The following is a 22,162-nucleotide window of genomic DNA, read 5'->3' as shown; positions in this document are numbered from 1 at the left end:
CCCCCCGGAAACGGGGGGCGTTTTTTTATGTGACGTTTGGAAACTGATCAGGCCAGATGATCTATTTTAGCGGCCATGATGAAGTCGTTTTCATGAAGCCCTTTGATCTTGTGGGTTTGTAATGCGATATCCGCATACCCCCAGCCAAAGGTGATGTCGGGGTGGTGGCCTTCCTTTTCAGCCAATGTGCCAACAGCATTCACGAACGCAAGGGCGTCTACAAAGTTCCCGAATGAAAAGCTACGCCGTATCCAGGTGGCGTTATCGGTCAGATCCCATTTTGGCGTCTGGGCTTGCAGGGCTTGGGCTTCATCGGCACTCAGCGATGGCATGCCGCCCTGACAGGGAATACAGACTTTACTATCTAACGGCTCGCTCATGAGGTTCTCCGTGGTGTTTGAGGCTCACCCTGTAATGCGCTTGACGGCTTCCACAATTTTGGCAGGACTGGGGGATACGGCTTCTTCCAATGGCGGGGCAAACGATACCGGGGCCGATGCCCGGGCAACGCGCTGGACCGGTGCTTTGAGCGAAGAAAAAGCACGCTCAGCAGCAAGGGCCGCAATTTCCGAACCGATGGAACACATCTGGATGCTTTCTTCGACCGTGACCAGACGTCCGGTTTTTTCGATCGATGCAACAATGGTATCCTCATCCAGCGGAATGATGGACCGGGGGTCAACCACTTCTGCATCAATGCCATCTTTGGCCAGCATTTCTGCAGCTTCAAGCGCCCACAAGACGGCACGGGACGTGGCAACGATGGTCACGTCTTTGCCTTCGCGGCGGACAGAAGCCTTCCCCAACGGGATTTCATACCGGGCATCGTCGGCCTCACCTTCGGTGCCAAGAAGCCCGGCCTGATCGATAAACATGACAGGGTTGTCACTTTTGATGGCGGCCCGAAGCATGCCTTTTACATCGCCCGGACACGTTGGCATCATCAACTGCAAGCCCGGATTATTGGCCAGCATGGATTGGGGACTGATGGAATGCTGTGCGCCACCACCACCCCTGAGCCCGTGATACATGTGAAAGACGATGGGAACGCGGATCTGGCCACCCGACATGGAATGGGCTGTGCCGGCTTCATGGATCAATTGGTTCCAGGCTTCCAGAGCAAAACTCGCCGTCCCAAAATGGACAAACATCCGCAATCCCGACATGGCAGCACCAATCCCCATGGATGCAGCCGCTCCTTCAGACGTTGGCGGGTCGGTGACCCGGTCTCCGAAACGTTCCATCAATGGCTTTTCGCCATCGGCATGGGCGCCATGGCCAAGAATGTTGCGCCCGATAATGGCAAACTTTGGGTCTTCCTCCATGATCTCAATCAGAGCTTCACCGAGGGCTTGTGCATATGTTTTAACGCTCATTGATCATTCCCTTTATACGAATACGCATTCAGTGGCGCTTGACGCGTCAGGGAATGGACTATTTTCGGCGAATGCCCTTGCTTCTTTCATGGCGGCCAACACTTTTTCATCAATGGCTAGAATTTCTTCGCGGCTCAAAACGCCATCGGCCAGAAGTTTTTTTGTATATAACCGAATCCCATCATGGTCCCGGGTCCAGTCGGCATGTTTGCCTTCAATGCGATCTTCTTCCCATGCAAGGGATAGGTCTGTCACACCGGTTGGAAATTCGGGTTTGATCTGATGGGATCCGGGCCAACGTTCAAGGTTGGCCTGAAGGAACACAGGGCCTTTGCCAGAACGGATAAAGGCGAGCGCATCGGTGGTCGCCTCAAGCACAGCATCGGCATCGCGGCCATCAACTGTGATGCAGCGAATTTGAAGCGCATCGGGAACATCGCGAAGGATTTTGGCCGCCAGCATAGATGAAGGACGCTGGCCTTCTTTGGCGTTGTTTTCGCACATGAATAAAACCGGTAATTCCAACAAAGATGCAAGGTTGAAGGATTCGTAACAAATGCCTTCATCCAGGGTGCCATCGCCAAAATGGGCAACGCCGATGCCTTTGGACCCTTGGCCCTTAAGCCCAAACCCGGCCCCAATGGCAAGGCCGACACTGCCACCAACCATGGCAGAGGTGGATTGAAAACCGGCCTTGCGGTCAACCAAATGCCATGGTCCGCCCCGGCCACCATTAAGCCCGTCTTTGCGTCCCATGATTTCAGCCATGGCCTTACCAAGGTTGGCGCCCCGGGCAATCAGATAGCCGTGGTTGCGATGGGTGGAATGGAGCAAATCTTCAGGTGCGAGCACTTGTGCAACGGCGGCCCCGGTGGCTTCGTGGCCAATATAAAGATGCTGTCGTCCGGCGTAGGGGTGATCTTGAGCAATGCGCAAGACTTCTTCTTCAAATCGACGCATACGAATCATACGCTCAAAAATGGCGATCCGTTGTTCGGATGTTGGTGCAGCCATTGTTCCCCCTAGGTGGATTATTTTTATTTATTTCAGATTTATTTTAAATTGCACAAGCGATTAGAGAAAGGCAAAAGAAAAAAATATAAAAAAAACATATAAAAAATCGGCCGTTTCGGGGCCAGGTTTCTGTACAAAACCTGGGAATGTCCCAAAACGACCGTTTTTCAATCACTGGTGTGCCAACGTATCTATGCTAGCCCCAGTTGTTTTTATAATCTCAACCCTTGTTGATGACCGCCCTGTTCGAACTGTCTGAAAGCATCATTTGGAAATATTGGATTTAAGTCAAAACGTATCAAATCTAATTTATTTCAAATTTTATGCAGTTCAAAACAACAGTTAAACAATGGTGCATTCAGCCCCTTTGCAGGGTTAAGGAAACTTAACCATGACCTCTTTTTTTTAGCGGTTTAATTCTGCCAGCCGGTCGCCCGCAATTCGGTCGCCAGATACGACACCATCACAGGGGAAGATTGCATCGATCCGGTTCATGGTTTCATCATTCAGAGAAATATCGGCAGCCCGGATGTTATCTTCTAAATGGGCGATCTGTGATGTGCCGGGAATGGCGATGTAATCACCCCCGCGTGCCAAAATCCATGCCAGCGCCAATTGGCCTAATTTGCAGCCCAATTCATCGGCAATGTCCTTTAGCTGCAGCAATAACGTGTGGTTCTGGGTGATGTTTTCATCCTGAAACCGGGGGTTTCTGCGCCGTCCATCTTTGGGGCCAAGAGAATCCAGTTCGCGAATGGCCCCTGCGAAAAAGCCCATGCCCAATGGATAATAGGCAACAAACCCAATTCCCAAATCATGACAGGCGGGAAGGGTGTCGGCTTCATAATCGCGAACCCACAAGGAATATTCACTTTGCAGGGCCGTGATGGGGTGAATTTTGGATGCACGTTTGAGCGTTTCAGGCCCCGCTTCGGACAGGCCGATATGGAGAATTTTCCCCTGTTCTTTTAATCTGGTCATGGCCCCGACGGTGTCTTCGATCGGGACATCGGGATCAACCCGATGGAGGTAATAAAGATCCAGACAATCGGTCTGAAGACGCTGCAGACTTTTTTCGCACGCCTCTATGGCATAATCGGGATGCCCAGAAACGCCACGATTGCCATCGGGTTTGGTGATGAAGCCAAACTTGGATGACAGAACCACCTTGTCGCGTTTGCCTTTTAACAATTTGCCAAAAAGGGTTTCGTTGGCGGTTGCCCCATACACATCGGCGGTATCGATCAAGGTCAGGCCCATATCAATGGCCCGATCGACAACGGCTTGGGCCTTGGTTTCATCATCCTTGGTTTCGGTGTAGGCATCTGACAACCGTCGTCCACCCATGCCAATGGCGGAAACCGTCAGTTTATCCGCGCCCCCAATGTCACGATATTGCATGTTTCTGTCTCCTGTCTCCTGTTAGGATTTGTTTGTCCGTGCCCTGTCAGGGCCTTAGGGCAACATAATCCTTCCGCCGTTGCAGGCGATGGCCTGTCCGGTGATAAAGCCCGCGTCTTTGGAAAGCAAAAGCACCACCATGCCAGCGATATCATCGGGATGGCCAACCCTGCCCATGGGCGTGGATCGGCCCCGTTCGCGCAGGGCTTCAAGGGTAACCCCTGCGGCCTCCAGCGGCTGGCGGGTTTCTGAAGCAGCGGGGATGATGGCATTGACGCGAATAACCGGGCCCCATTCAGCGGCCATGGTTTTGGTGGCGGAAACGATGCCTGCCTTGGATGCGGCATAATGGATGCCATTGGGCGTTGCTTCGATGGCGCGCCCTGATGCCAGATTGATGATGGCACCCCGGTTTTCTGTCATCATTTGGGGGGCAAAGGCTTGGGAACAAAAAACAGTGCCGCGCAGATTGATATTCAGGGTGCGGTCCCAGGTTTCAGGCTTCAGGTCCATGACCGATTCGCGGGGGTTGATCCCGGCATTGTTGACCACCCCATAAACCGTTCCAAACCGTTTAAGGGTTTGGGCAGCGGCCTTTTGGATGTCGTCAATATCGCCCATATCGCAGTGGAAGAATTCTGCTTCCACGCCTAAATCCCGGCATAACGTGGCGATTTCTTCGCCTTCATCATCGATCACATCCCAAACCGCCAAATTGGCCCCTTCGCGCGCCAGCCGCAGCGCAATGGCGCGGCCAAAGCCACGGGCACAGCCGGTGACAACCATGGTGTCTTTTGGTTTTAGAAAATCCCGTTTGATGGTCTGGCCACCTTCTTCGATGGCAGCGTCAAGATTTCCCGAATTGATATCGGTCATGGTTTTCTCCCCGGTGTTTCATTTTTGATTTGTGTTTTTATCCGTCAAGCCCGTAAAGCGTCCGTGCATTGGTTTCCAGAATTTTGGTCATTACATCGGGCGCCACATCTTCGCGGTTGCGCATAATGGTGAAGGCGTTGATTTCTGCCGATGGGTCGTGATGTCCATAATCGGTGCCGACCATCAATTGATCATCGCCTGCATATTTCAGGATATAGGGAATGTCATCGGTCACTTCGCAGGCGACAAAAATTTTGTTTGCTTCCAAAAGATTTTCGGGCATACGACGGCCAAGGCGCATGAAACGATAGCGCAGATCATGACAGACATAGGGCACCCACTGGGCGCTGATTTCAACAAAGCCCCAACGCAGGTCGGGGAATTTTCCGGGGATGTCTTTTTCCAAAAGGGAATGAAATGCCCCCACCACGGCCAGTTTGAATTTGGTGAAGGTGGTGTCTTCCAGGAAAAAATCATGGTGGATAATGGAATTGTTTCCCGAATGAAAACAGATGGCTAAATCCAGTTCACTGGCCGCTTCATACAGCGGAAAGAAAAAGGGATCCGCCACGGTGCGGTCGCATTCAAGGCCGCGCATGAAAACGCCGCAGGCCCCATTGTCTTTGGCCCACGTCAATTCGTCGCGAATTTTATCGGGTGACATCAAGGGTGGCATGGCGACCCAGGGTAGACGCTTTGGGGCATGTTTCCAAATGCTGGCAAGCCAGCGGTTATAGCCTTTGGTCACGGCCAATTCAGCGGCGGCCGTGCGAACAGCGGGACGCAGAAATAGCGTGGGATATAAGACCTGAATATCAATGCCCAATTCATCCATATGCGCAATGCGTGCGCCGATATCGCTGAGTTCGCGGGATTCGATTGATGTATCAGAGCCAACGTTCTTGTCTTTGGCGTGGAAACGGTTGTCCATCAGCCAGTATTCCTTGGACGTCCCGCCTTCGTTGCTCTTGACCTCACGCCCTTCTGTCTGGACGACCATCAAGGGGGTGTGTGCTTTGTCTTCTTCGGCTATGAAATCCCAGGTCAATGGCGATTCAATAACGTGTGCGTCTGCATCTACGCAGCCCATAGCGTTCTCCCGGTTACTTGGTGCTTTCCGGCCATTCTATCGCGACCAGGGACCCTGTGTCACCCATGAGGACAGCTTTGAATTGAGAGTGATTCTTGTAAAGGCCCCAAACCGTGCTAATAGAGGGCTCTCAATTTAAAAATCAGGTTTCATAAGACTGTATGGCCGCTTCCAGTTGGTTCACGCCGATCACCCGGGTTTTTGCCCACCGAAATTATGCGCTCTATATGGGGGGCATGACCCCGAACCTGATCACCATCTGGATGCAGCGGGTGGGGGTTGGCTGGTTGGCATGGGAAATGACCAAATCGCCAACATGGCTTGGCGTCATTGCGGCGGCTGACCTGATGCCCATGCTGCTATTGGCACCCATTGCCGGTGCCATGACAGATCGCTATATCCCGCTGACCTTGCAAAAAATTACCCAGGTTTTATCCGTCCTTCACGCCTTGGCGCTGGCGGTATTTCTGTTTGCTGGCTGGATGAACATTGGAATCCTGTTTGGCCTGACCCTGTTTCTGGGGTTGACCCATACCCTGGCATCCACGGCGCGTCATGCCATTGTGCCTGCAACCGTGCCAAGAGCGGAATTTGCCACCGCCGTTGCCGTAGATTCGGCCCTGTTCAATGCATCGCGTTTCATTGGGCCGGCAATCGCCGGGATCGTTATCTTGCAGGTGGGGGTTGGCGGCACCTTTGCTGCAAATGTGGTTGGTAATTTGATTTTTCTGGGGTCCATGTTTTTTATGGATCTTGAGCCGCCGGTGCGAGAAAAGAAGGCCGGTCGCAATATTTTGCGCGATGTCGGCGAAAGCTTTTCTTATGTGCGAAACCATGCAGGCATCGGCCCCATTTTGTTTTTTATGACATTGATTTCGGTTTTTATCCGCCCGGTTCAGGACATGCTGCCGGGCTTCGCTGGTGCCGTGTTTGATAGTGGTGCCGTGGGCTTGGCATGGTTGACATCAGGCATGGGGGTAGGTGCTACCATGAGCGCCACCTGGATTGCCCTGCGCGGGCGCGTCAGTGGTTTGACATCAATGGTGCTTTTTGGATTCTTAGGACTCAGCCTTTCAACCTTGGGCCTTGTTGCCACCAATTACTTATGGGTGGCCATTATTTTTGCCGTATTTTCAGGGTTTTCCCTCAATGCCATGTCTACGGGCACCCAGGCATTGGTGCAATATGCGGTGGACGATTCAAAACGGGGGCGGGTGATGGGGCTCTATACCCTGATCTATCGCGGCACCCCGGCCCTTGGTGCCCTTGGCACCGGGCTTCTTGCTGAATGTCTTGGGCTTCGGCTCACTTTTGCGGTGGCGGGGGGCATCTGCCTTGTTATGTGGTTCAGCACCCTTTCACGCCGATCCACCATGACGGCCGCCCTAGAAGCGGAGCATTCCTGACCCGGTTTAATTTTCACAGATTTTAAATTTTCTTTATGTCCAATGACTGCCCTGCTAGGCTTTGAGCGAATTATGGCATCACCAGCATCTAAAAAAGTAATCTATGCGGCCCTTTTTGGTAATTCGGTCATTGCCGTCACCAAATTTGTGGCCGCTTTTTATACAGGCTCTTCGGCCATGCTGTCCGAAGCAGTTCACTCTGTTGTGGATACGGGCAATCAGGTGCTGCTGCTCTATGGCATCCGTGCCGCCGCCCGCCCGGCCGATGAAGGCCACCCCTTTGGCTATGGCATGGAACTTTATTTCTGGACCTTCGTGGTGGCAATCCTGGTCTTTGCCTTGGGCGCCGGGGTTTCCATTTATGAAGGGGTCGGCAAAATTTTGCATCCTCAACCGATCGTGAATGCACAAGTGAACTACATCGTCCTTGGGTTTGCCATGGTGTTTGAAGGTGCAGCCTGGTTGATCGCGGTCCGTGAATTTGGCCGGGTCAAAGGTAGGCGTGGTTGGTTCGAAGAAGTGCGCCATTCCAAAGACCCAACAATCTTTACCGTTTTATTCGAAGATTCCGCAGCCATGTTGGGCCTGTTTGCGGCCTTTGTCGGGATTGGCGCGGCACAATATTTTGATCTGCCGATCCTTGATGGGGTGGCATCGGTGGTCATTGGTGTGATTTTGGCCGGGACGGCAATTTTACTCGCCTATGAAAGCAAGGGATTGTTGGTGGGCGAAGCGGCCAGCGTGGAAGTCGTCAATGGCATTCGATCCATTCTGGTCCAACAAAAAGGCATCCTTTCCATCAACGAAGTCCTGACCATGCATATGGGGCCCAAGGATGTTTTGGTGAACATCAGCCTCGATTTTCTGGGCGGCATTACATCCGATGGGGTTGAAAGCGCCATCAGTGTCATGGAAAAGGAAATCAAAACCACCTATCCTCAGGTGACCCGGGTCTTTATCGAAGCCCAAAGCTGGGTGTCCCATCGCGACGATCTGGCCGAGATGAACGCCGATTCCAACGGCAAATAAACGGCGCGTTATACCGGGCTGAATTTTGGCAAGGTGGTGTCTTCGGTGACATCGTCAAACACGACCTTCACGGCCATATCGCATTTGACGTCTTCGGGGGCGCAGTTGGTGATGTTGGACAACAGCCTTGGCCCTTCTTCCAGTTCAATCACAGCAACAACGTAGGGCAGGTCATCTTTCCAGCCCTTGTGATACATGCGGTGATAGGTGACGAAGGAAAACACGCGGCCCTTTCCCGATACTTCGACCCAGCCATGGTTTTCCGACAAGCAATGGATGCAGCGGGTAGAGGGGGGGAACCAGAATTTCCCACAATCATTGCATTTCTGGATCAAAAACTGATGCGCTTTTGCGCCATCCCAAAACGGCTTCGTTTCTGTCGATGGGCGGGGCAGGGGTTTGGTGTATTCGGTCATGATGCGACCCCCAAAATCAGGGTTGAATGGCACACAGTGTTGCCACCATGGCCCGATACAAGGCAGGTTTCGGCATTTTTGACCTGTCGATCGGGGCCATAAATACCTTGTAATTGGCGCACGCCTTCAACGATTTGCAACATGCCTTCGGCATGGGCTTCGGACAATTGGCCACCAGAGGTGTTGGTGGGCAAGGCACCGTTCAGGGCCAATGCGCCCGATTCAACAAATGCCCCGCCGGCACCCTTTTCACAGAAGCCATAATCTTCTAGCTGGGCCAAAACCATGTAGGTGAAGCAGTCATAAATCTGGGCACAGGATATATCGCTGGGGGAAAGGCCGGCCATGGCATAGGCCGTTTTGCCCGATGGCCCGGCGGCGGTGCGGATCATGTTGTCGCCCGCAAACCAGCCTTGCAAATTATTGTGGGTGCCAAAGCCCTTGATCAACACAGGGGTTTGTTTCATATCTTTGGCCCGCTCAGCTGACGTGACAATGACTGCGCCTGCCGCATCGGATCGCAGGCTGCAATCAAGCAGACAGAACGGATCGACGATCATGCGGGCGGCCAGATAATCTTCCATGGATAACGGTTTGTCGCGCATCTGGGCCACCGGGTTGCGCATGGCGTGTTCGCGAAAGGCCAATGATATGGCGCCAAACTGTTCGCGGGTGGTGCCAAATTCATGCATGTGGCGCTGGGCCCCGAAGGCATGCATGGCGGGGGCACCGTAAAGCCCGTATTCGGGGCCAAATTCGGACGAATCCATTTCTTCAGACCGGGTTGATGACCGCAGTTTGGTGGTTTCATTGGCATGCGACCGTGACCAGGCATTGCGGCCATACCCGCACAAGACCGTGGTGGCCAGGCCTGCATCAATGGCCATGACCGCCATGATGACGGACAGGATCTGGCTGGCACCGCCATTGGCCGTGGTGGTGGAAAAGCTGGCATTAATGCCAAGCCGTTCGCCGACCACTTGATGAAAGGTGTAAATGTCATCGGGTCCCCGGATCAACAGACCATCGATGTCTTTGGCGCTCAGCCCGGCATCAATAAGGGCATTGGCACAGGCGTCTTCGGTCAGGCCAAGGGCGCTTTGCTCTGGCACCTTGCCGAGCTGTGATACCCCGGTGCCGACGACGGCATATTTATCCCGCAAGGCAGGATTGGCGATGGGGGTGTTCATTTTGTCTCCCTGTTTTTCAGGCGGGCAAGAATTTCAGCAGTGTGTTGGCCATGCATCGGTGCCGGGGTTTTGATTTCCACCGGTGTGTCCGAAAACTTTACAGCCCCCGTCAGCAATTTGACCTTCCCCACTTTGGGATGATCCAGCTCGGTCACCATATCAAGGTGTTGCACTTGTGGATCCGCCAGGGCTTCGTCCAGGGTGTAAATGGGGGCCGATGGCACATCGGCTTTGCGCAAGGCATCCAGCCAATGGTCGCGGGGTTTGGCCTTGAAGATGTCTTGAAACCCGGCATGGAGGATATCGTATGATTTACGCCGTGCAGCCTTGTCCTTGAACCGTTCATCCTCAACCCATTCCGGGTGACCGGCAACATCGCACAGGCCCTTCCAGAATTTAGGGGGCGATGATAGATGCACGACGAAGGGTTTTTCCTCGCTGTCGACAAAGGCATACACTTGGGCTGTTTCGGTGCGGGTCTTGCGGGCCGGAACATTCCCTTCTTCGAAATACCGTGCGGCATTTTCACCCAAAAAGGCAAGGGTCGAAGACAAAAGCGATGTTTCAACGCGCTGGCCCTTGCCGGTTTTCGTGCGCGCCATTAACGCGCCCAAAATGCCATAGGTGGCCATGATGCCGGTCAGGTGATCGGATAGGGAAATGCCCATGGGCTGAGGTTTTTCAAGATCGGTCAGCACGGACAGCAACCCACCCATGGCTTGACCCACGGTGTCGTATCCCGGGCGATCAGCATACGGCCCGGTGCGGCCAAAGCCGGTGATGGAACAATAAATCAGCCGTGGATTAATGGCAGCCAAGGCATCATAGCCAAGCCCCAAACGATCCATGGCGCCGGGGCGGAAATTTTCAATCACCACATCGGCGGTTTCGGCCAAAGCCAGTGCGGCGGCCCGGCCTTCTTCGGATTTAAGGTCTAAAATGATGCTTTTCTTGTTGCGATTAACGGACCCAAAGGTGGCGGAATAATCAGCGGCACCCCAACCGCGGAAGGAATCGCCGGATTTGTTGTCTTCGATCTTGATGATTTCTGCGCCAAGATCCCCCAGCAACATACCGGCATATGGCCCCGATACGTATGAGGCGAATTCTAAAATGGTGATGTCATCAAGGGCAGCAGTCATGGGGGGTGGTTCCTGTGAAAATCGTTCTTGTGATGTATTCCCCGCATTGTTGCGGATTGTTTCCAATGTATCGCCCAAAGACCGGGCAGGCAATACTGGCTAAAATGCTCATTTTTTGGGTCTTGTGCGCAAGACCCCTTCCAATCCATTAGAAAGCGAAGTAAAATGGCCCCATCTGATCAAGTACAAACAAAGCGTACAAGGAGAACCCTATGGGAGCGATCGATTCCGATGCTCATGTTGTCGAGTGTGAAAGAACCTTTGATTATATGGACCCAGAATATGAACACCTGAAGCCACAGGTGATCCTTCACAAGAATGAAGATGCGGGCCAACTGGATAACGAAGGCAAACACATTCAAAAGGAATTTTGGGCCATTGATGGCCGCATCCAGCCAAAAGAAGGCAATGTCGGCCATAACACGACCAAAGATTCCCGCGAGATGGTTGATGTTAAAATTCGCCTCGATCACATGGACGAGCTCAACATTGATGTTCAGGTTCTTTATCCCACGGTTTTTTTGCGGGCCTGGACCCAGAACGCGTTGGCCGAGGCGGCCATTTGCAAATCATATAATCGGTGGTTGGCAGATATCTGGAGCAAGGCACCGGACCGCCTTAAATGGGTCGTGATGCCACCGCTTATGTCCATGGATAAAACCATGGAAGAACTGGAATTTGGCAAGGAAAATGGCGCCGTCGGAATCTTTATCCGTGGTCTTGAATGCGAACGCCGTCTGGATGATCCTTATTTTTATCCGATGTACGAAAAGGCCCAAGAACTGGATATGCCGATTTGTTTCCATTCCGGAAACAATTCATTCGGTGTGCGCGATATCTACGCATCCGAAGCAGGCTTTGGACGTTCAAAATTGCCCGTGGTCAGCGCCTTCCATTCCTTGTTGATGAAGGGTGTGCCTGGGATGTTCCCGAAATTGCGCTGGGGCTTTGTTGAGGTTAGTTCACAGTGGATTCCCTATGCGCTGAATGATCTTGCGATCCGGTTCAAGCGCAAAGGCAAAAGACTGTCTGATACCGCCATGGCCGATAACAACATGTTTGTCGCCTGTCAGGTGACAGATGATCTGGAATATGTGCTGAAATACGCAGGCGATGGCCAATTGGTGGTCGGCACGGATTACGGCCATGCCGATACCTCGGCTGAGATCGAAGCTCTGCGCAAATTGAAAGATGACGGCAAAGTGTCGGCAGAGGTGGCAGAGAAAATTCTCAACGCCAATGCCAAAGCGCTCTACGGCATCTAGTTTTTTTCAAAGAGGCGGAGACCTTATTTTAGGGAGATAAAAATATGTTTGCATCTATCAATCATATGGCCATGGCCAGCAGTAATTACCCCATGGTTGGCCGGTTCTATGAAGCCGTATTCGGCCTTAAAACCGGGACACACCGTCCATTTCACGGGGTCGTTTGTAGTGACGGTTATGCCGGCATCAACATCAACCCAAAACGCGATGGCTGTTCAGGCGGGCTCGATCATTTTGGGTTTGTCGTCGATGATGTCGAAGAAGTTTTGGCGCGCATCCAGAAAAAATGGCCAGATTCCGATCTGGTCAAGCGGCCTTCGACCCGGCCTTTTGCGGCCTATAGCGGTAATGATCCTGATTGTAATATCTTCGATCTTGCCCAGAAAAAGGACGACAAGCGTTCCAACATGTATGCCGAATCGGCAAAGGAAAGCTGGAATCAGGATCGCTATCTTAACAAATTTGCGATCCGCACTCCGAATGTTCAAAGGGTCGCTGATTTTTATCAAGACGTGTTTGAATTGAAGCTTTCCAACAAACAACCCGATAACGGCTCGGTCGAATTGACCGATGGTCGTGTGACCTTGGCCTTGATGCCGTGGTCCATTGGCGTGCTCGAAGGCATGGTCATCAAACGGCCCGGCCCCGATCACATTGGCCTGAAGGTTGAAAGCATTGAACAGCTCAAACAAGACGTGAAAGACGCAACCGGTGCCAACCAATATTTGGCCCCTGTGAACCTGGGCGGTGCAAAAGAAGCCGACGTTCGCGCCGGTTTTTTCCGCCAATGGGCAACCGGTGAATACCAGATGTGCGATCCCGACGGCACCTGGCTCGACATCACCGAACACTGAGTATTTTGCGTGCGCGCAGGCGATTAATCGCTTTCGCGCACGCAATTTTTTTCTTTATTCGTAAAATTCCCCATCACGATAATCGATGTCTTTTGACACAAAGGTGTCGCTCCGTCCGCGACGGACCTGCCAGCTGCCATCGGGCATGATGCGTGTGTCTGGGTGTTTGGTGTCTTGGCTCGCGACATCGGCTTCGGTAGCACCGACGCGAAGCAAAACCAATGGTTCTTCACTGATGGTTTCAAACCAGTAAAAACTGCCCTTGGGCAGGAAAATCCCCTCACCCTTCCCCAGTTCCTTTTGTTCATCCCGAGGCCCGTGGAAACAGGCGCGCCCATCAAGAACGATAAATGAATGGTCTTGGTGGGGGTGGGCATGAAGCTGGTTTTCGCCGCCTTTGGCATAGACCTTGATCTTGAGCCAAAGATGATCACCGATGGCGAGCGGCGTTTCCGTGTTGCCCCCATCAAGCAATTGCGCCTTCATTTTAAAAAAGCTGGGTTTTGCATCGTGATCCCCGTCCCAAGGGATAGGGTCTGATTTTTTAGGTGCTTTTGGCAAATCCGTCATGGTTTTTTCCTCCCAGATTTGGTGTCATTCTAGCGACTTTTGGGGACGACGAGTGCATCGACAATGACCACGCCGCTTTTTTTGCCCATTTTCGGCAAAACGATCACGGGGTTGAGGTCGATTTCGAGAATTTGGCCTTCGGTGGCAGCAATAAACCGTGAAAAATTCACCATTGTTTTGATCAATGCCGCCCGATCCAGTGCGGGGCTTCCCCGGAACCCCCGCAGCAGCCGGTCGACTTTAAGGCGGCTAAGTGCTGCGCGTGCCTGAGACGCCGTGATAGGGGCCAGCATGGTTTGGCTATCGTCGAATAATTCTGCGAATTTTCCACCCGCACCGATCACCAACAGGGGGCCAAATTGTGGATCAAATCGCGCGCCTAAAATCATCTCGACACTGCCAGCGGGGGCTTCAATCATTTTTTGGACCATGAAGCCTTCCCACTGGGCTTTGGGTGCGTGGCGTTTGACGGCGCGGGCGATATTAATGGCGGCTTGTTTAACGCCAGCCCCGGTTTGAAGGTCAAGATGAACCCCATGGGCTTCAGTTTTGTGGACCAATCCGCGTGCAACCCCTTTCAGGGCAACCGGAAAGCCCATCTTTTTTGCTGCTTTGATGGCGTCAGCGGGTGTTTTGACATATTCCCAACGGGCGAAGGGCAGGTTCGCTTTTTCCGCCAAAAGCCCGGCGCTTTCGGGTTCTGTGAGGGGGCCAGATTGTACCAAATTCAGGTCAATCGTCCGGCGCGCGCGCGCGGGCGCTTTAGGCTTTTTGTGTGCGCCATAATCCACCAAATGGCGAATGGCCAGCAAACCGTCATCCAGGGTGGCGGCGACTGCTGGCCCCCCGGGGGCGGGCCTTAATGCCGGGGTCCATGCCATTTCGGAAACCATAATCACCGGTTTTTTTATCGTTGGTGTTTTGGTGTGAAATTGTTCGTGCAAAATCTTGTGGCTGGCAGAGGTGTCGCGTTGCACCACCATAACCAGGGCGATGGCATCAAAAGCGGTGTCTTTTGCCAAAACATCAAGACAGCGCGTGAGGTTGTCGTCGCGCACCAGCCGGGGCGCACCAACCACATCCATGGGATTTTGAAATTTACGGTCAACGCCAAGAATTTTGCCCAATGCCCGGCTGGTTTTTTCCGAAAGCGGCGGCAATCGGAGCCCCGCTTTTCTGGCCAGATCACCGGCCAATACCGTGGCCCCGCCCGAGACTGAAAAGATAAATACCCGGTCCCCTTTGGGGGGCTTAAGTTTTGAAAACAGGTTTGCCGTTTCAATCAACTGGTCAACGCTTTCCACCGATATGGCCCCAGTGGTTTCCATCATCGCGTCCCAGGCGGCCTGATCTCCAGACAGGCTGCCGGTATGAGCAATGGCGGCCCGGCGGCCCGCATCGGTGCGCCCCAGTTTTAAAACCACCACCGGTTTTTTGGTGTTGGCATAGCGAAGGGCGGCGGCGTAACGCCTGCCATCAACCACGCCTTCAACGATGTTGATGATGACTTTGGTTTTGGAATCATCGGCCAGCCAGGTGATGTAATCGGCACTGTTGACGATGGCTTCATTGCCTGCCGATATCAGGTGGTTGAACCCGATGGATCGGTTATGGCCAAGTTCGATTGTGGCATTGAGCAATCCGCCCGATTGGGATACCACCGAAACAGCCCCCGGGATCAAGCCATCGGGCAGATTGGTAAAGGCCGTGGCAAAGTTTCGATTAAGGCTGACGATGCCCATGGAATTAGGACCCGATATGGCCATGTCATATTTGACGGCGAGCTTTTTCAGGCGCGCGGTTCGGGCGCGCCCCTCAGGGGTGCCTGCATCATTAAACCCTTCTGCCATGACCACGGCGGCGCGCACGCCTTTGCGGGCGGCAGCCTCCAAAGGCTCAAACACCCCATGAACCGGCACGGCGATGGCCACGCAATCTGGGATTTCGGGCAAGCTATCAATATCGGCCCAGCAGGGCTGCCCGCCCACGCGTTTGTAATTTGGGTTCACCGGATAAAGGGGGCCAGAAAACCCCCGACCCAACATGTTGCGATAAATGCGCCCGCCGACATTGGCTTTGTCTGATGCGCCGACCACGGCAACCGAACGGGGCGCCATCAGGGCATCCATGGCACGGGGGCGCTTGTTACCCCTAGACATTTTTATCAGCCCGCCTGATGGGCGAGGGCAATGGCGCTGTCACTGCGTGGGCTGACGCCACAACCCGGTGCATCGGTTAGGTGCAGGGTGCCGTTATCGACTTCGATGCCTTCAAATGGATCATCAAGCAGGCGATCAAATTCCGTTAATTCACAGGCATACCAGATGCCGGGCAAGGTGGCCGCCATGTGCATGGCATGGGCGGCAATCAGCCGTGATCCGACATGGGCGCCGATGCGGTAACGCACGTTGCCCGCTTCACAGATGCGCGCCGCAGCGATGGTGTTGCGCAAGCCACCCAATTTGGTGATTTTAAGGCTGATGGCATCAACGGCGCGCATGCGCACCAGAGCCATGACTTGGTCGAGAGAATCGGCTGCTTCATCCGCCTCGATTGGAACCGAAACCGATTGGGTTACCATTTTCAGGCCTTCCAGATCCCGGGCCGGGACGGGCTGTTCGGCCAGATCAATTCCGAAATCGGCCATGCGGTTGATGGCCCGGATGGCATTTTTCGGGGTGTAGGACTGATTGGCATCAATGGTGAGAAAGGCATCTTTGCCCACTTCTTCGCGAATGGCCCCAACCCTTGCAACATCTTCTTCGACATCGCCATGGACCTTGATTTTGAAGTGGCGCACGCCCTTGTCCATCAGGGTTCTGGCACTTGCGGCCATATCTTTTGGGCTTTTGATGGCAAGAATACGAAGGGATGGAAAATCTTCGCGGCATGCACCGCCGAACAAGTCACAAAGCGGCACCCCAAGGCGGCGCGCCAAAAGATCGTGAAGGGCACAATCAATGGCCGCCTTGGCCTGATTGTTGCCGACCACCTTGTGGTCCAAGGCGGTCATAATCTCTGCAATCCGCCTGGAATCATGGCCGATCAAAATTTCGGAAAACCCCTCAAGATTGCCTTTTACCGAAGCCAGGGGTGCGCCGTAATGGGGCATGGATGATGCGTAGCCATAGCCTGTGGTGCCGTCTTCGGCCGTGATAGAAACGGCCCAGCCTTCCGTCATGGGATTGGCGGCAAGAGCAAACCGCCATGTCGGGTCTTCCTTGGACAGGCTGCACGGATCAATGTGCATTTCGGCAATTTTCATGAGGCTCCCTCTCTGGCACTGAATAGCTGATCAATAAAAGTATCACCATGTTATACTGCGTTTTCTGAGTGCTTAAAAATTCTTTGTTTATTGGGTTAGGGGTTGTTTATGAAGGCACGGTTTGTGGCGCTGGTCGCTGTTTTGGTGGTTGTGGTCGTTGGGGCTTTGGTAATGGTGCCCTTAACGCTGCCCTCAAATGCGCCAAATTCTGGAAATATTCCGGACAATCATTTTGGGCAACGGGTGCGCGGTGCCATTTTGGCGAACCCGACCATGATTACAGATGCCATCCAGGCACTGGAACAGCACCGTGATGCGGCGATGAATGCACAGCGTGTGCAAATCATGACGGCCCACAAGAAATTGATCCGTGAAGGCCGCGGCTTGCCCGTTCTAGGCAACCCAAAGGGCGATGTTACAATCGTCGAATTTTTTGATTACCGCTGTCCCTATTGCAAACGGTCGTTGGCACCGGTTCTTGCCTTGTTGAAATCTGATCCCAATATTCGGGTGGTGTTCAAGGAATTTCCCATTTTGGGACCGCCTTCGGTTTTCGCTGCGCGTGCTGCGATCGCATCGGTTGCTCAGGGAAAATATCAGAAAATGCATGAAAAACTCATGGGGCACCGGGGCGAATTTAGTGATGCCACTGTCATGGGAATGGCGCGTTCACTTGGGATGGATGTTCCCCGGTTGCGTGCAGATATGATAGACCCGCGTATTGATCACGTGATTGGTGAGAGCAAAATGCTGGCTGAACGGTTGGGCATAACGGGCACGCCCGCATTCATTATTGGCGACGTGATGATGCCCGGATTTGTAGATTTAGCGACCCTCCGACAATTGGTTGTTGCGGCGCGCAAGCGGTGTGATAGCTGCTAACACCCTGATTTTTAATAATTTTTATAAGATGCTTTTAAACGGGCAATCGTTAACCTGCCAGAAACCGGGGGCGGTTAAGATGGTATGGTTGTTTGTGTGGTGAGATTTTCTTCTTTAGAAGAATCTGGAAGGAAGAAATGAATACAAAACGTTCCCATATTGTTGAAAGCAAAGCTGTTCAGGCGGCGCTTGCGGGCACGAATATCAACGAGCAAAGCATGCTCGCGACGGACTATCTCAATCATTATAACGAAGTGATGATGATGTATGAGATGCTGCCTGACATGCCTGATTGCCTGGAAGATGTGAAGGCATGGCGTCCAAAATCATATGTGAATCATTTTCGTTATTCCGGTTTTTCCGACCGTGATTTGGCAATAAAGGCCTATGAACATGCCCCTGATTGTTACCGCGTGCCGTTTGATACGGTGACGGCCCGGCTTGATGTTGCATTGTTCGAAGGGATTGAGGCAGCCGAAAAAGCGCTGTCAGGTGGCAATGACGATATTCTGCGCGAAGTTGTTGCATCAACCCTGCCAGCCCTCAGGGCATTACAGGAATCTGCAGGATCAATCATAAACGGTGCCATCGTGACATTCGATCAATTAGATGCCACTGAGACGAAAGACAAAGCCGCAGCATCCACCCTTGACCAGTCGGCCGTGGACGAATTGTTCGACTGAAACCCTGACTTTTACAGCTGGTCTATTTCCCAAACAGGCCCTTGATGCCTTTGGTTACGTCTTCCAGCGCACCTTTTGCGCCTTCGGTAATGGCCTCGGTTTGTTTTTTGATTGCATCCATATTAATGCCAGCCACCGCTCCGGTAATGGAACCCGTAAGCTTGTCGATGACTTTCTTCGCAACGTCTGCAGGGCTTGCGCCCTTTTTTTCCTTGCCGATATCTTTCAGGTGAATGTCAGGCATGGGAATGGGAATGACCTTGCCGCCAAGGAAACTTGCACTGAAGGCTACTTTGGCATTGCGAATGTATAGATTATCGATAACCAGCTTTGGCCCCTCGCCCTTGTCTGCGTCTGTTTCGCTTTTTTCGGTCTTGCCTTTGTCATTGGCAGCCTCGGCAACATTTTTCTGAATGACATCAAAATTGGATCCACCCTTGCCCTTTTCATAGATGATGTCTGGGGCATCGATGGTAATTTCCTTGATGTGAATCACATCGCTGGCCAGTGTGCCGCGATCGACAACAACCCGGACTGTCCCCACCTTGAAGGCGTGGTTGGTTTTGAACCCCTTGGGGTTGCCAATAAACAAATCTGATATTCCGACTTTTCCGCCGAACAGGGATGCTTGAACCCCACCAAGGGTGACTTTGGTCTGGGTGAATTTAGGCCCATAGCTTTCAACACCCGATTTTACCAGAGTGCCAAAAGACAGATAGAGATAAATGGCTGCCCCAACACTGATGGTAAGGACGGCAAGAGCGACGATGGAAAGTGTTTTTTTTCATGTTGGGCCTCTCATGGTTGCCTCTGTGGCAGTTGGGTGTTGCCCTTGTTTGGGCAGAAGGATTCAAACATTTTTTAGGTTGTTACTGTAACCTAGGGTGGCCATAGTTCCAAGGGACATGGTTGTCTGGAGGTTTGGTCTCGGCCGTAGTGTTGAAAAGACAGGCAAAACCGGGGTCAGAATTGTCGTGGGATTTGTTGACCACAAGGCCAGAAAGGATGCGGCAGATATGTTCGGCAGGTTGCTTGGCATTATTGTTCTGTTTTTCCCTCTGTTGGGCGGCGTGCTCGTCCATGAGGCGTTTGCCGCGCCAGGCCAGCAGCTAGGCCAGCAGCTAGGCCAGCAGCTAGGCCAGCAGCTAGGCCAGCAGAAAGAAGCTCCATTCTCTGTTTCCCAATTCCCTACACAGCAAATTTTGGCACAACAAATTCTGGATCATCCTGAACAGGGTGTCGAAGCCATTCCCCGAAGCCAGACATTTATTATTGGCCGGGTTTCTGGTCGGGCACGACGGGTTATCCCTCGTCTTGAGGCAGCGGCCAGGTGGATTGTGCCATTGTTAAAGCATCAGGGCATTCGGGCGAGCAGGGTTATTGTGACGCGCAATGGTGCGGAAATGAAAAATCTATTGCGCACCGGGCGTGTTGACCTCATCACCGAGAGCGTTTTTTTGGCGCTTTCGTTAGAGGCCCAAACGGGTGCCAAAATTCTTTTGCACGAATGGCGTGGGGGAAAGGCCAGTTATAATTCCATATTCGTTGTTTCCCGTATGAGCACCATAGGAACGCTTGCCGATTTGAAAGGTAAGCGGCTTGTGTTTGAGGACCCTGGCTCGACAACCAGCTTTTTACTCCCCATGGCCAAATTGCGCGAACAAGGATTGCAAATGGTTGCTCTTGCCAACGCCAGAGATCCGGTGCCCGCAGGGCGGATTGGATATGTGTTTGCTGGGGATGAAAAAAATGTTTCAGCCTGGGTTGCCCGTGGCCGTGTTGATGGGGGGGCTGTGTCAAATCTGGATTGGGATCGGCAAAATCAAACGCCGCTTCGCTTTAAGAAGGATTTGCGGATTTTATTCACGTCGCAACCGGTCATTCGGTCTCTGGTTCTTGTCCGGGGTGATATGGCCCCTGATATGGTCCGGGCGATCGAAAAAGCCCATTTGCAATTTGCGACGGACCCGAAAGCGGAAGAATTGCGAGAAAAACATTATAGAGTCAGCCGTTATTCCAAATTAACAGGAAAATCAGCCATGGCGCTTATGGATGCAAGGAAGCTTTACCGATCAATCAAAGACCTTTTAAAGTAGTTTTATGAAACTTGGTCTTCAGGCCCGTTATTCCATTTTTGTCATTGCCTTGGTGGTGACAATCGTCGGGCTGATGTCTGTGGCGCATCTGTTTGAATTCCGCACCATGGTTTCCAGCGTTTCGCAGGCGACCACAGAGGCAGTATCCTCCTCGCTCTATCGTCAAACGAAAATCAAGGGTGAGAGCCTTTCTCGCTTGCTTGCGACGTCTCTGATTGAGCATGTTTACCGACTAGAGATCAGCATCATAGAAGAGCATGTCAAGGCTCTGTCTGGCCAACCCGGTGTTCTTTATGTGGCGGTGCTGGATCCCCAGAACAGGGTTCTTGCCGAACGTGGCTCATCCAGCATTGCATATAAAAATGCCCCAATGGGAAAACAGGCTGTGGCCCGGGGGTTGGCTGCGGGACATGTGGTTTCGGGCAATGATGGTTCAGTGTTGCATTTGGTGGCCCCGGTGCAACTGGGAACAAAGCTGATCGGGTGCGTGAAATTAGGGCTTTCCCTTGAACGCATCAAGGGCAGCATCAAGACCGTCACGGGCCATATCGGGGATATCACAAAAGAAAGCGGCCAGAAATTTCTGACAATTTATAGTGTGATTGCTGCCGTGATTGCTGCCGTGATTGGGCTCCTTGGTCTTGGCATCAGTCTGATGATGGTTCGCAACCTATCAGGATTTATTCACAAACTAGCACGGTATGCCCGGCGCATCGGGGTTGGTCGATATGATGAAACGCCGCCGCCAAACGGGGCCGGTGAATTAGGAGAGCTTGCCAAGACATTGGAGGAAGTGTCGGTGAACTTGAAACAGGTTTCCGAAGTATCCAGGCTTGCCACCCTTGGTGAAATGGCCGTGGGCATGGCCCATGAATTGAACCAGCCCCTTAATACCATTCGTCTGGCATCAGAAAATGCACAACATGCCATCGAAGATGGCTTTTCTAATCAAGAATTTGAACTCTCTAAATTACGAATGATCTCTGAACAGTCGGCCAAAATGGGCGAAATGATTCAGCGCATGTGTGTGGTTGGCCGTAGCGAAGGGCCTTTGGACATTATTGACCCCCGGGAATCGATCAGGGATGCCTGTTCCCTTTTGGCGCTTCAGTTTGTCGATGACGGCATTATTGTGACCCTAGATTTGGATGATACCCCCCTTCGGATTCTTGGAAGTCGCAATGAACTGGCCCAGGTGCTTATCAACTTTATGACCAATGCCCGGGATGCCATTGTCGAGAATCAGCCTGAAAATATGGATAGAAACCCGGGAACTTCTGGGCGGATTGATGTCATTTTGGATAGCCGCCGTGATGGCGTGGTCATTCAGGTTAAGGATAATGGCGGGGGAATTCCCGACGATGTGATAGAGCGTATTTTTGATCCTTTTTTCACGACCAAGGAAGTGACCAAAGGAACCGGGCTTGGTTTGTCCATCAGCTTTGGCATCATTAATGCAATGGGGGGGCAGATTAAGGTTGAAAATTTTGGTGGGGGTGCCATCTTCACGCTAGTCCTTCCAAAAGTGGAAGCAGATCATGATGTAAACCATGATCCGGGGATTTAAGCGAAAGCTGTGTTTGATACCCCAATTTAAACTTTAGGCG

The 22,162-nt window shown here is 52.6% G+C and carries 21 protein-coding genes; 8 read left to right on the top strand and 13 right to left on the bottom strand.

Annotated features, from left to right (window positions below):
* Positions 1–47: 47 nt before the first annotated feature.
* The 6 genes from HOJ08_06820 to HOJ08_06795 all read right to left on the bottom strand — a co-directional run bounded on the left by HOJ08_06820 (position 48) and on the right by HOJ08_06795 (position 5,757).
* Entirely contained in the window at positions 48–380 is a 333-nt protein-coding gene (locus HOJ08_06820; GenBank protein ID MBT5673143.1) for a 4a-hydroxytetrahydrobiopterin dehydratase, read from the bottom strand.
* 24 nt (positions 381–404) lie between these two features.
* Complete coding sequence (locus HOJ08_06815; protein ID MBT5673142.1) at positions 405–1,376, bottom strand: alpha-ketoacid dehydrogenase subunit beta; 972 nt, start codon at positions 1,374–1,376, stop codon at positions 405–407.
* Between the two features lie 12 nt (positions 1,377–1,388).
* Positions 1,389–2,390 (bottom strand): thiamine pyrophosphate-dependent dehydrogenase E1 component subunit alpha, encoded by a 1,002-nt coding sequence (locus tag HOJ08_06810; protein ID MBT5673141.1) that lies wholly within the window; start codon positions 2,388–2,390, stop codon positions 1,389–1,391.
* Between the two features lie 405 nt (positions 2,391–2,795).
* Positions 2,796–3,791 carry an aldo/keto reductase gene (locus HOJ08_06805; GenBank protein MBT5673140.1) on the bottom strand — a complete coding sequence of 332 codons (996 nt, stop codon included), beginning with the start codon at positions 3,789–3,791 and terminating at the stop codon, positions 2,796–2,798.
* 54 nt (positions 3,792–3,845) lie between these two features.
* Positions 3,846–4,667, bottom strand: coding sequence for an SDR family oxidoreductase (locus HOJ08_06800; GenBank protein ID MBT5673139.1), 822 nt, complete (start codon positions 4,665–4,667; stop codon positions 3,846–3,848).
* Positions 4,668–4,704: 37 nt separating this feature from the next.
* Positions 4,705–5,757 (bottom strand): amidohydrolase family protein, encoded by a 1,053-nt coding sequence (locus HOJ08_06795; protein MBT5673138.1) that lies wholly within the window; start codon positions 5,755–5,757, stop codon positions 4,705–4,707.
* Positions 5,758–5,918: 161 nt separating this feature from the next.
* Between HOJ08_06795 and HOJ08_06790 the strand changes: the two genes are divergently transcribed.
* On the top strand, positions 5,919–7,163 hold the full coding sequence (locus HOJ08_06790) for an MFS transporter (protein ID MBT5673137.1): 1,245 nt from the start codon (positions 5,919–5,921) through the stop codon (positions 7,161–7,163).
* Positions 7,164–7,235: 72 nt separating this feature from the next.
* A complete protein-coding gene (locus tag HOJ08_06785) occupies positions 7,236–8,192 on the top strand; it encodes a cation transporter (GenBank protein ID MBT5673136.1) in 957 nt (318 codons plus the stop codon).
* Between the two features lie 8 nt (positions 8,193–8,200).
* Here the strand turns inward: HOJ08_06785 and HOJ08_06780 are convergent, their stop codons facing one another.
* The 3 genes from HOJ08_06780 to HOJ08_06770 are packed head-to-tail and all read right to left on the bottom strand — an operon-like array spanning position 8,201 to position 10,940.
* The gene (locus tag HOJ08_06780; protein ID MBT5673135.1) at positions 8,201–8,608 is read right to left on the bottom strand and encodes a Zn-ribbon domain-containing OB-fold protein; all 408 of its coding nucleotides are present in this window, start codon (positions 8,606–8,608) and stop codon (positions 8,201–8,203) included.
* Complete coding sequence (locus tag HOJ08_06775) at positions 8,605–9,798, bottom strand: thiolase family protein (GenBank protein ID MBT5673134.1); 1,194 nt, start codon at positions 9,796–9,798, stop codon at positions 8,605–8,607. Before HOJ08_06775 ends, HOJ08_06780 begins: the two co-directional genes overlap by 4 nt.
* Positions 9,795–10,940 carry a CoA transferase gene (locus HOJ08_06770; GenBank protein ID MBT5673133.1) on the bottom strand — a complete coding sequence of 382 codons (1,146 nt, stop codon included), beginning with the start codon at positions 10,938–10,940 and terminating at the stop codon, positions 9,795–9,797. Before HOJ08_06770 ends, HOJ08_06775 begins: the two co-directional genes overlap by 4 nt.
* Before the next feature lie 212 nt (positions 10,941–11,152).
* On the opposite strand from HOJ08_06770, the gene HOJ08_06765 reads away from it, so the two are divergent.
* Together HOJ08_06765 and HOJ08_06760 are read left to right on the top strand one after the other, a co-directional pair.
* Positions 11,153–12,205, top strand: coding sequence for an amidohydrolase family protein (locus HOJ08_06765; protein ID MBT5673132.1), 1,053 nt, complete (start codon positions 11,153–11,155; stop codon positions 12,203–12,205).
* A 44-nt stretch (positions 12,206–12,249) separates the two neighbouring features.
* A complete protein-coding gene (locus tag HOJ08_06760; protein MBT5673131.1) occupies positions 12,250–13,059 on the top strand; it encodes a VOC family protein in 810 nt (269 codons plus the stop codon).
* A gap of 54 nt (positions 13,060–13,113) precedes the next feature.
* Here the strand turns inward: HOJ08_06760 and HOJ08_06755 are convergent, their stop codons facing one another.
* From HOJ08_06755 to HOJ08_06745, 3 genes are read right to left on the bottom strand one after another with little or no spacing between them, the layout of a single operon-like run.
* Positions 13,114–13,629 carry a cupin domain-containing protein gene (locus HOJ08_06755; protein ID MBT5673130.1) on the bottom strand — a complete coding sequence of 172 codons (516 nt, stop codon included), beginning with the start codon at positions 13,627–13,629 and terminating at the stop codon, positions 13,114–13,116.
* Between the two features lie 29 nt (positions 13,630–13,658).
* Positions 13,659–15,788, bottom strand: a complete 2,130-nt coding sequence (locus HOJ08_06750) for an acetate--CoA ligase family protein (GenBank protein MBT5673129.1) — start codon at positions 15,786–15,788, stop codon at positions 13,659–13,661.
* Between the two features lie 5 nt (positions 15,789–15,793).
* Complete coding sequence (locus tag HOJ08_06745; GenBank protein ID MBT5673128.1) at positions 15,794–16,894, bottom strand: hypothetical protein; 1,101 nt, start codon at positions 16,892–16,894, stop codon at positions 15,794–15,796.
* 108 nt (positions 16,895–17,002) lie between these two features.
* Here HOJ08_06745 and HOJ08_06740 point away from each other — a divergent pair, with 108 nt between their 5' ends.
* Positions 17,003–17,776: a DsbA family protein gene (locus HOJ08_06740; GenBank protein MBT5673127.1), complete on the top strand. Its 774-nt coding sequence runs from the start codon at positions 17,003–17,005 to the stop codon at positions 17,774–17,776.
* Between the two features lie 137 nt (positions 17,777–17,913).
* On the top strand, positions 17,914–18,459 hold the full coding sequence (locus HOJ08_06735) for a hypothetical protein (protein MBT5673126.1): 546 nt from the start codon (positions 17,914–17,916) through the stop codon (positions 18,457–18,459).
* Between the two features lie 22 nt (positions 18,460–18,481).
* Here the strand turns inward: HOJ08_06735 and HOJ08_06730 are convergent, their stop codons facing one another.
* Complete coding sequence (locus tag HOJ08_06730; protein MBT5673125.1) at positions 18,482–19,051, bottom strand: hypothetical protein; 570 nt, start codon at positions 19,049–19,051, stop codon at positions 18,482–18,484.
* Between the two features lie 424 nt (positions 19,052–19,475).
* Here HOJ08_06730 and HOJ08_06725 point away from each other — a divergent pair, with 424 nt between their 5' ends.
* Entirely contained in the window at positions 19,476–20,555 is a 1,080-nt protein-coding gene (locus tag HOJ08_06725; protein MBT5673124.1) for a phosphate/phosphite/phosphonate ABC transporter substrate-binding protein, read from the top strand.
* A gap of 4 nt (positions 20,556–20,559) precedes the next feature.
* Positions 20,560–22,122 (top strand): HAMP domain-containing protein, encoded by a 1,563-nt coding sequence (locus HOJ08_06720; protein MBT5673123.1) that lies wholly within the window; start codon positions 20,560–20,562, stop codon positions 22,120–22,122.
* The last annotated feature ends 40 nt before the right edge of the window (positions 22,123–22,162 follow it).

This window comes from Rhodospirillales bacterium, from assembly GCA_018666775.1.
Lineage (GTDB): Bacteria > Pseudomonadota > Alphaproteobacteria > SMXQ01 > SMXQ01 > JABIXC01.
The sequence above is the reverse complement of the archived record's forward strand: the minus strand, read 5'-3'. Positions and strand labels throughout refer to the sequence as shown.

Excerpts from the sequence above, each read along its gene's own strand:
- HOJ08_06815 (MBT5673142.1), bottom strand. The coding sequence starts at position 1,376 with ATGAGCGTTAAAACATATGCACAAGCCCTCGGTGAAGCTCTGATTGAG.
- HOJ08_06725 (MBT5673124.1), top strand. The coding sequence starts at position 19,476 with ATGTTCGGCAGGTTGCTTGGCATTATTGTTCTGTTTTTCCCTCTGTTG.
- HOJ08_06800 (MBT5673139.1), bottom strand. The coding sequence starts at position 4,667 with ATGACCGATATCAATTCGGGAAATCTTGACGCTGCCATCGAAGAAGGT.
- HOJ08_06770 (MBT5673133.1), bottom strand. The coding sequence starts at position 10,940 with ATGACTGCTGCCCTTGATGACATCACCATTTTAGAATTCGCCTCATAC.
- HOJ08_06760 (MBT5673131.1), top strand. The coding sequence starts at position 12,250 with ATGTTTGCATCTATCAATCATATGGCCATGGCCAGCAGTAATTACCCC.
- HOJ08_06820 (MBT5673143.1), bottom strand. The coding sequence starts at position 380 with ATGAGCGAGCCGTTAGATAGTAAAGTCTGTATTCCCTGTCAGGGCGGC.
- HOJ08_06740 (MBT5673127.1), top strand. The coding sequence starts at position 17,003 with ATGAAGGCACGGTTTGTGGCGCTGGTCGCTGTTTTGGTGGTTGTGGTC.
- HOJ08_06790 (MBT5673137.1), top strand. The coding sequence starts at position 5,919 with ATGGCCGCTTCCAGTTGGTTCACGCCGATCACCCGGGTTTTTGCCCAC.
- HOJ08_06805 (MBT5673140.1), bottom strand. The coding sequence starts at position 3,791 with ATGCAATATCGTGACATTGGGGGCGCGGATAAACTGACGGTTTCCGCC.
- HOJ08_06785 (MBT5673136.1), top strand. The coding sequence starts at position 7,236 with ATGGCATCACCAGCATCTAAAAAAGTAATCTATGCGGCCCTTTTTGGT.
- HOJ08_06745 (MBT5673128.1), bottom strand. The coding sequence starts at position 16,894 with ATGAAAATTGCCGAAATGCACATTGATCCGTGCAGCCTGTCCAAGGAA.
- HOJ08_06755 (MBT5673130.1), bottom strand. The coding sequence starts at position 13,629 with ATGACGGATTTGCCAAAAGCACCTAAAAAATCAGACCCTATCCCTTGG.
- HOJ08_06780 (MBT5673135.1), bottom strand. The coding sequence starts at position 8,608 with ATGACCGAATACACCAAACCCCTGCCCCGCCCATCGACAGAAACGAAG.
- HOJ08_06765 (MBT5673132.1), top strand. The coding sequence starts at position 11,153 with ATGGGAGCGATCGATTCCGATGCTCATGTTGTCGAGTGTGAAAGAACC.
- HOJ08_06750 (MBT5673129.1), bottom strand. The coding sequence starts at position 15,788 with ATGTCTAGGGGTAACAAGCGCCCCCGTGCCATGGATGCCCTGATGGCG.
- HOJ08_06720 (MBT5673123.1), top strand. The coding sequence starts at position 20,560 with ATGAAACTTGGTCTTCAGGCCCGTTATTCCATTTTTGTCATTGCCTTG.
- HOJ08_06775 (MBT5673134.1), bottom strand. The coding sequence starts at position 9,798 with ATGAACACCCCCATCGCCAATCCTGCCTTGCGGGATAAATATGCCGTC.
- HOJ08_06810 (MBT5673141.1), bottom strand. The coding sequence starts at position 2,390 with ATGGCTGCACCAACATCCGAACAACGGATCGCCATTTTTGAGCGTATG.
- HOJ08_06735 (MBT5673126.1), top strand. The coding sequence starts at position 17,914 with ATGAATACAAAACGTTCCCATATTGTTGAAAGCAAAGCTGTTCAGGCG.
- HOJ08_06795 (MBT5673138.1), bottom strand. The coding sequence starts at position 5,757 with ATGGGCTGCGTAGATGCAGACGCACACGTTATTGAATCGCCATTGACC.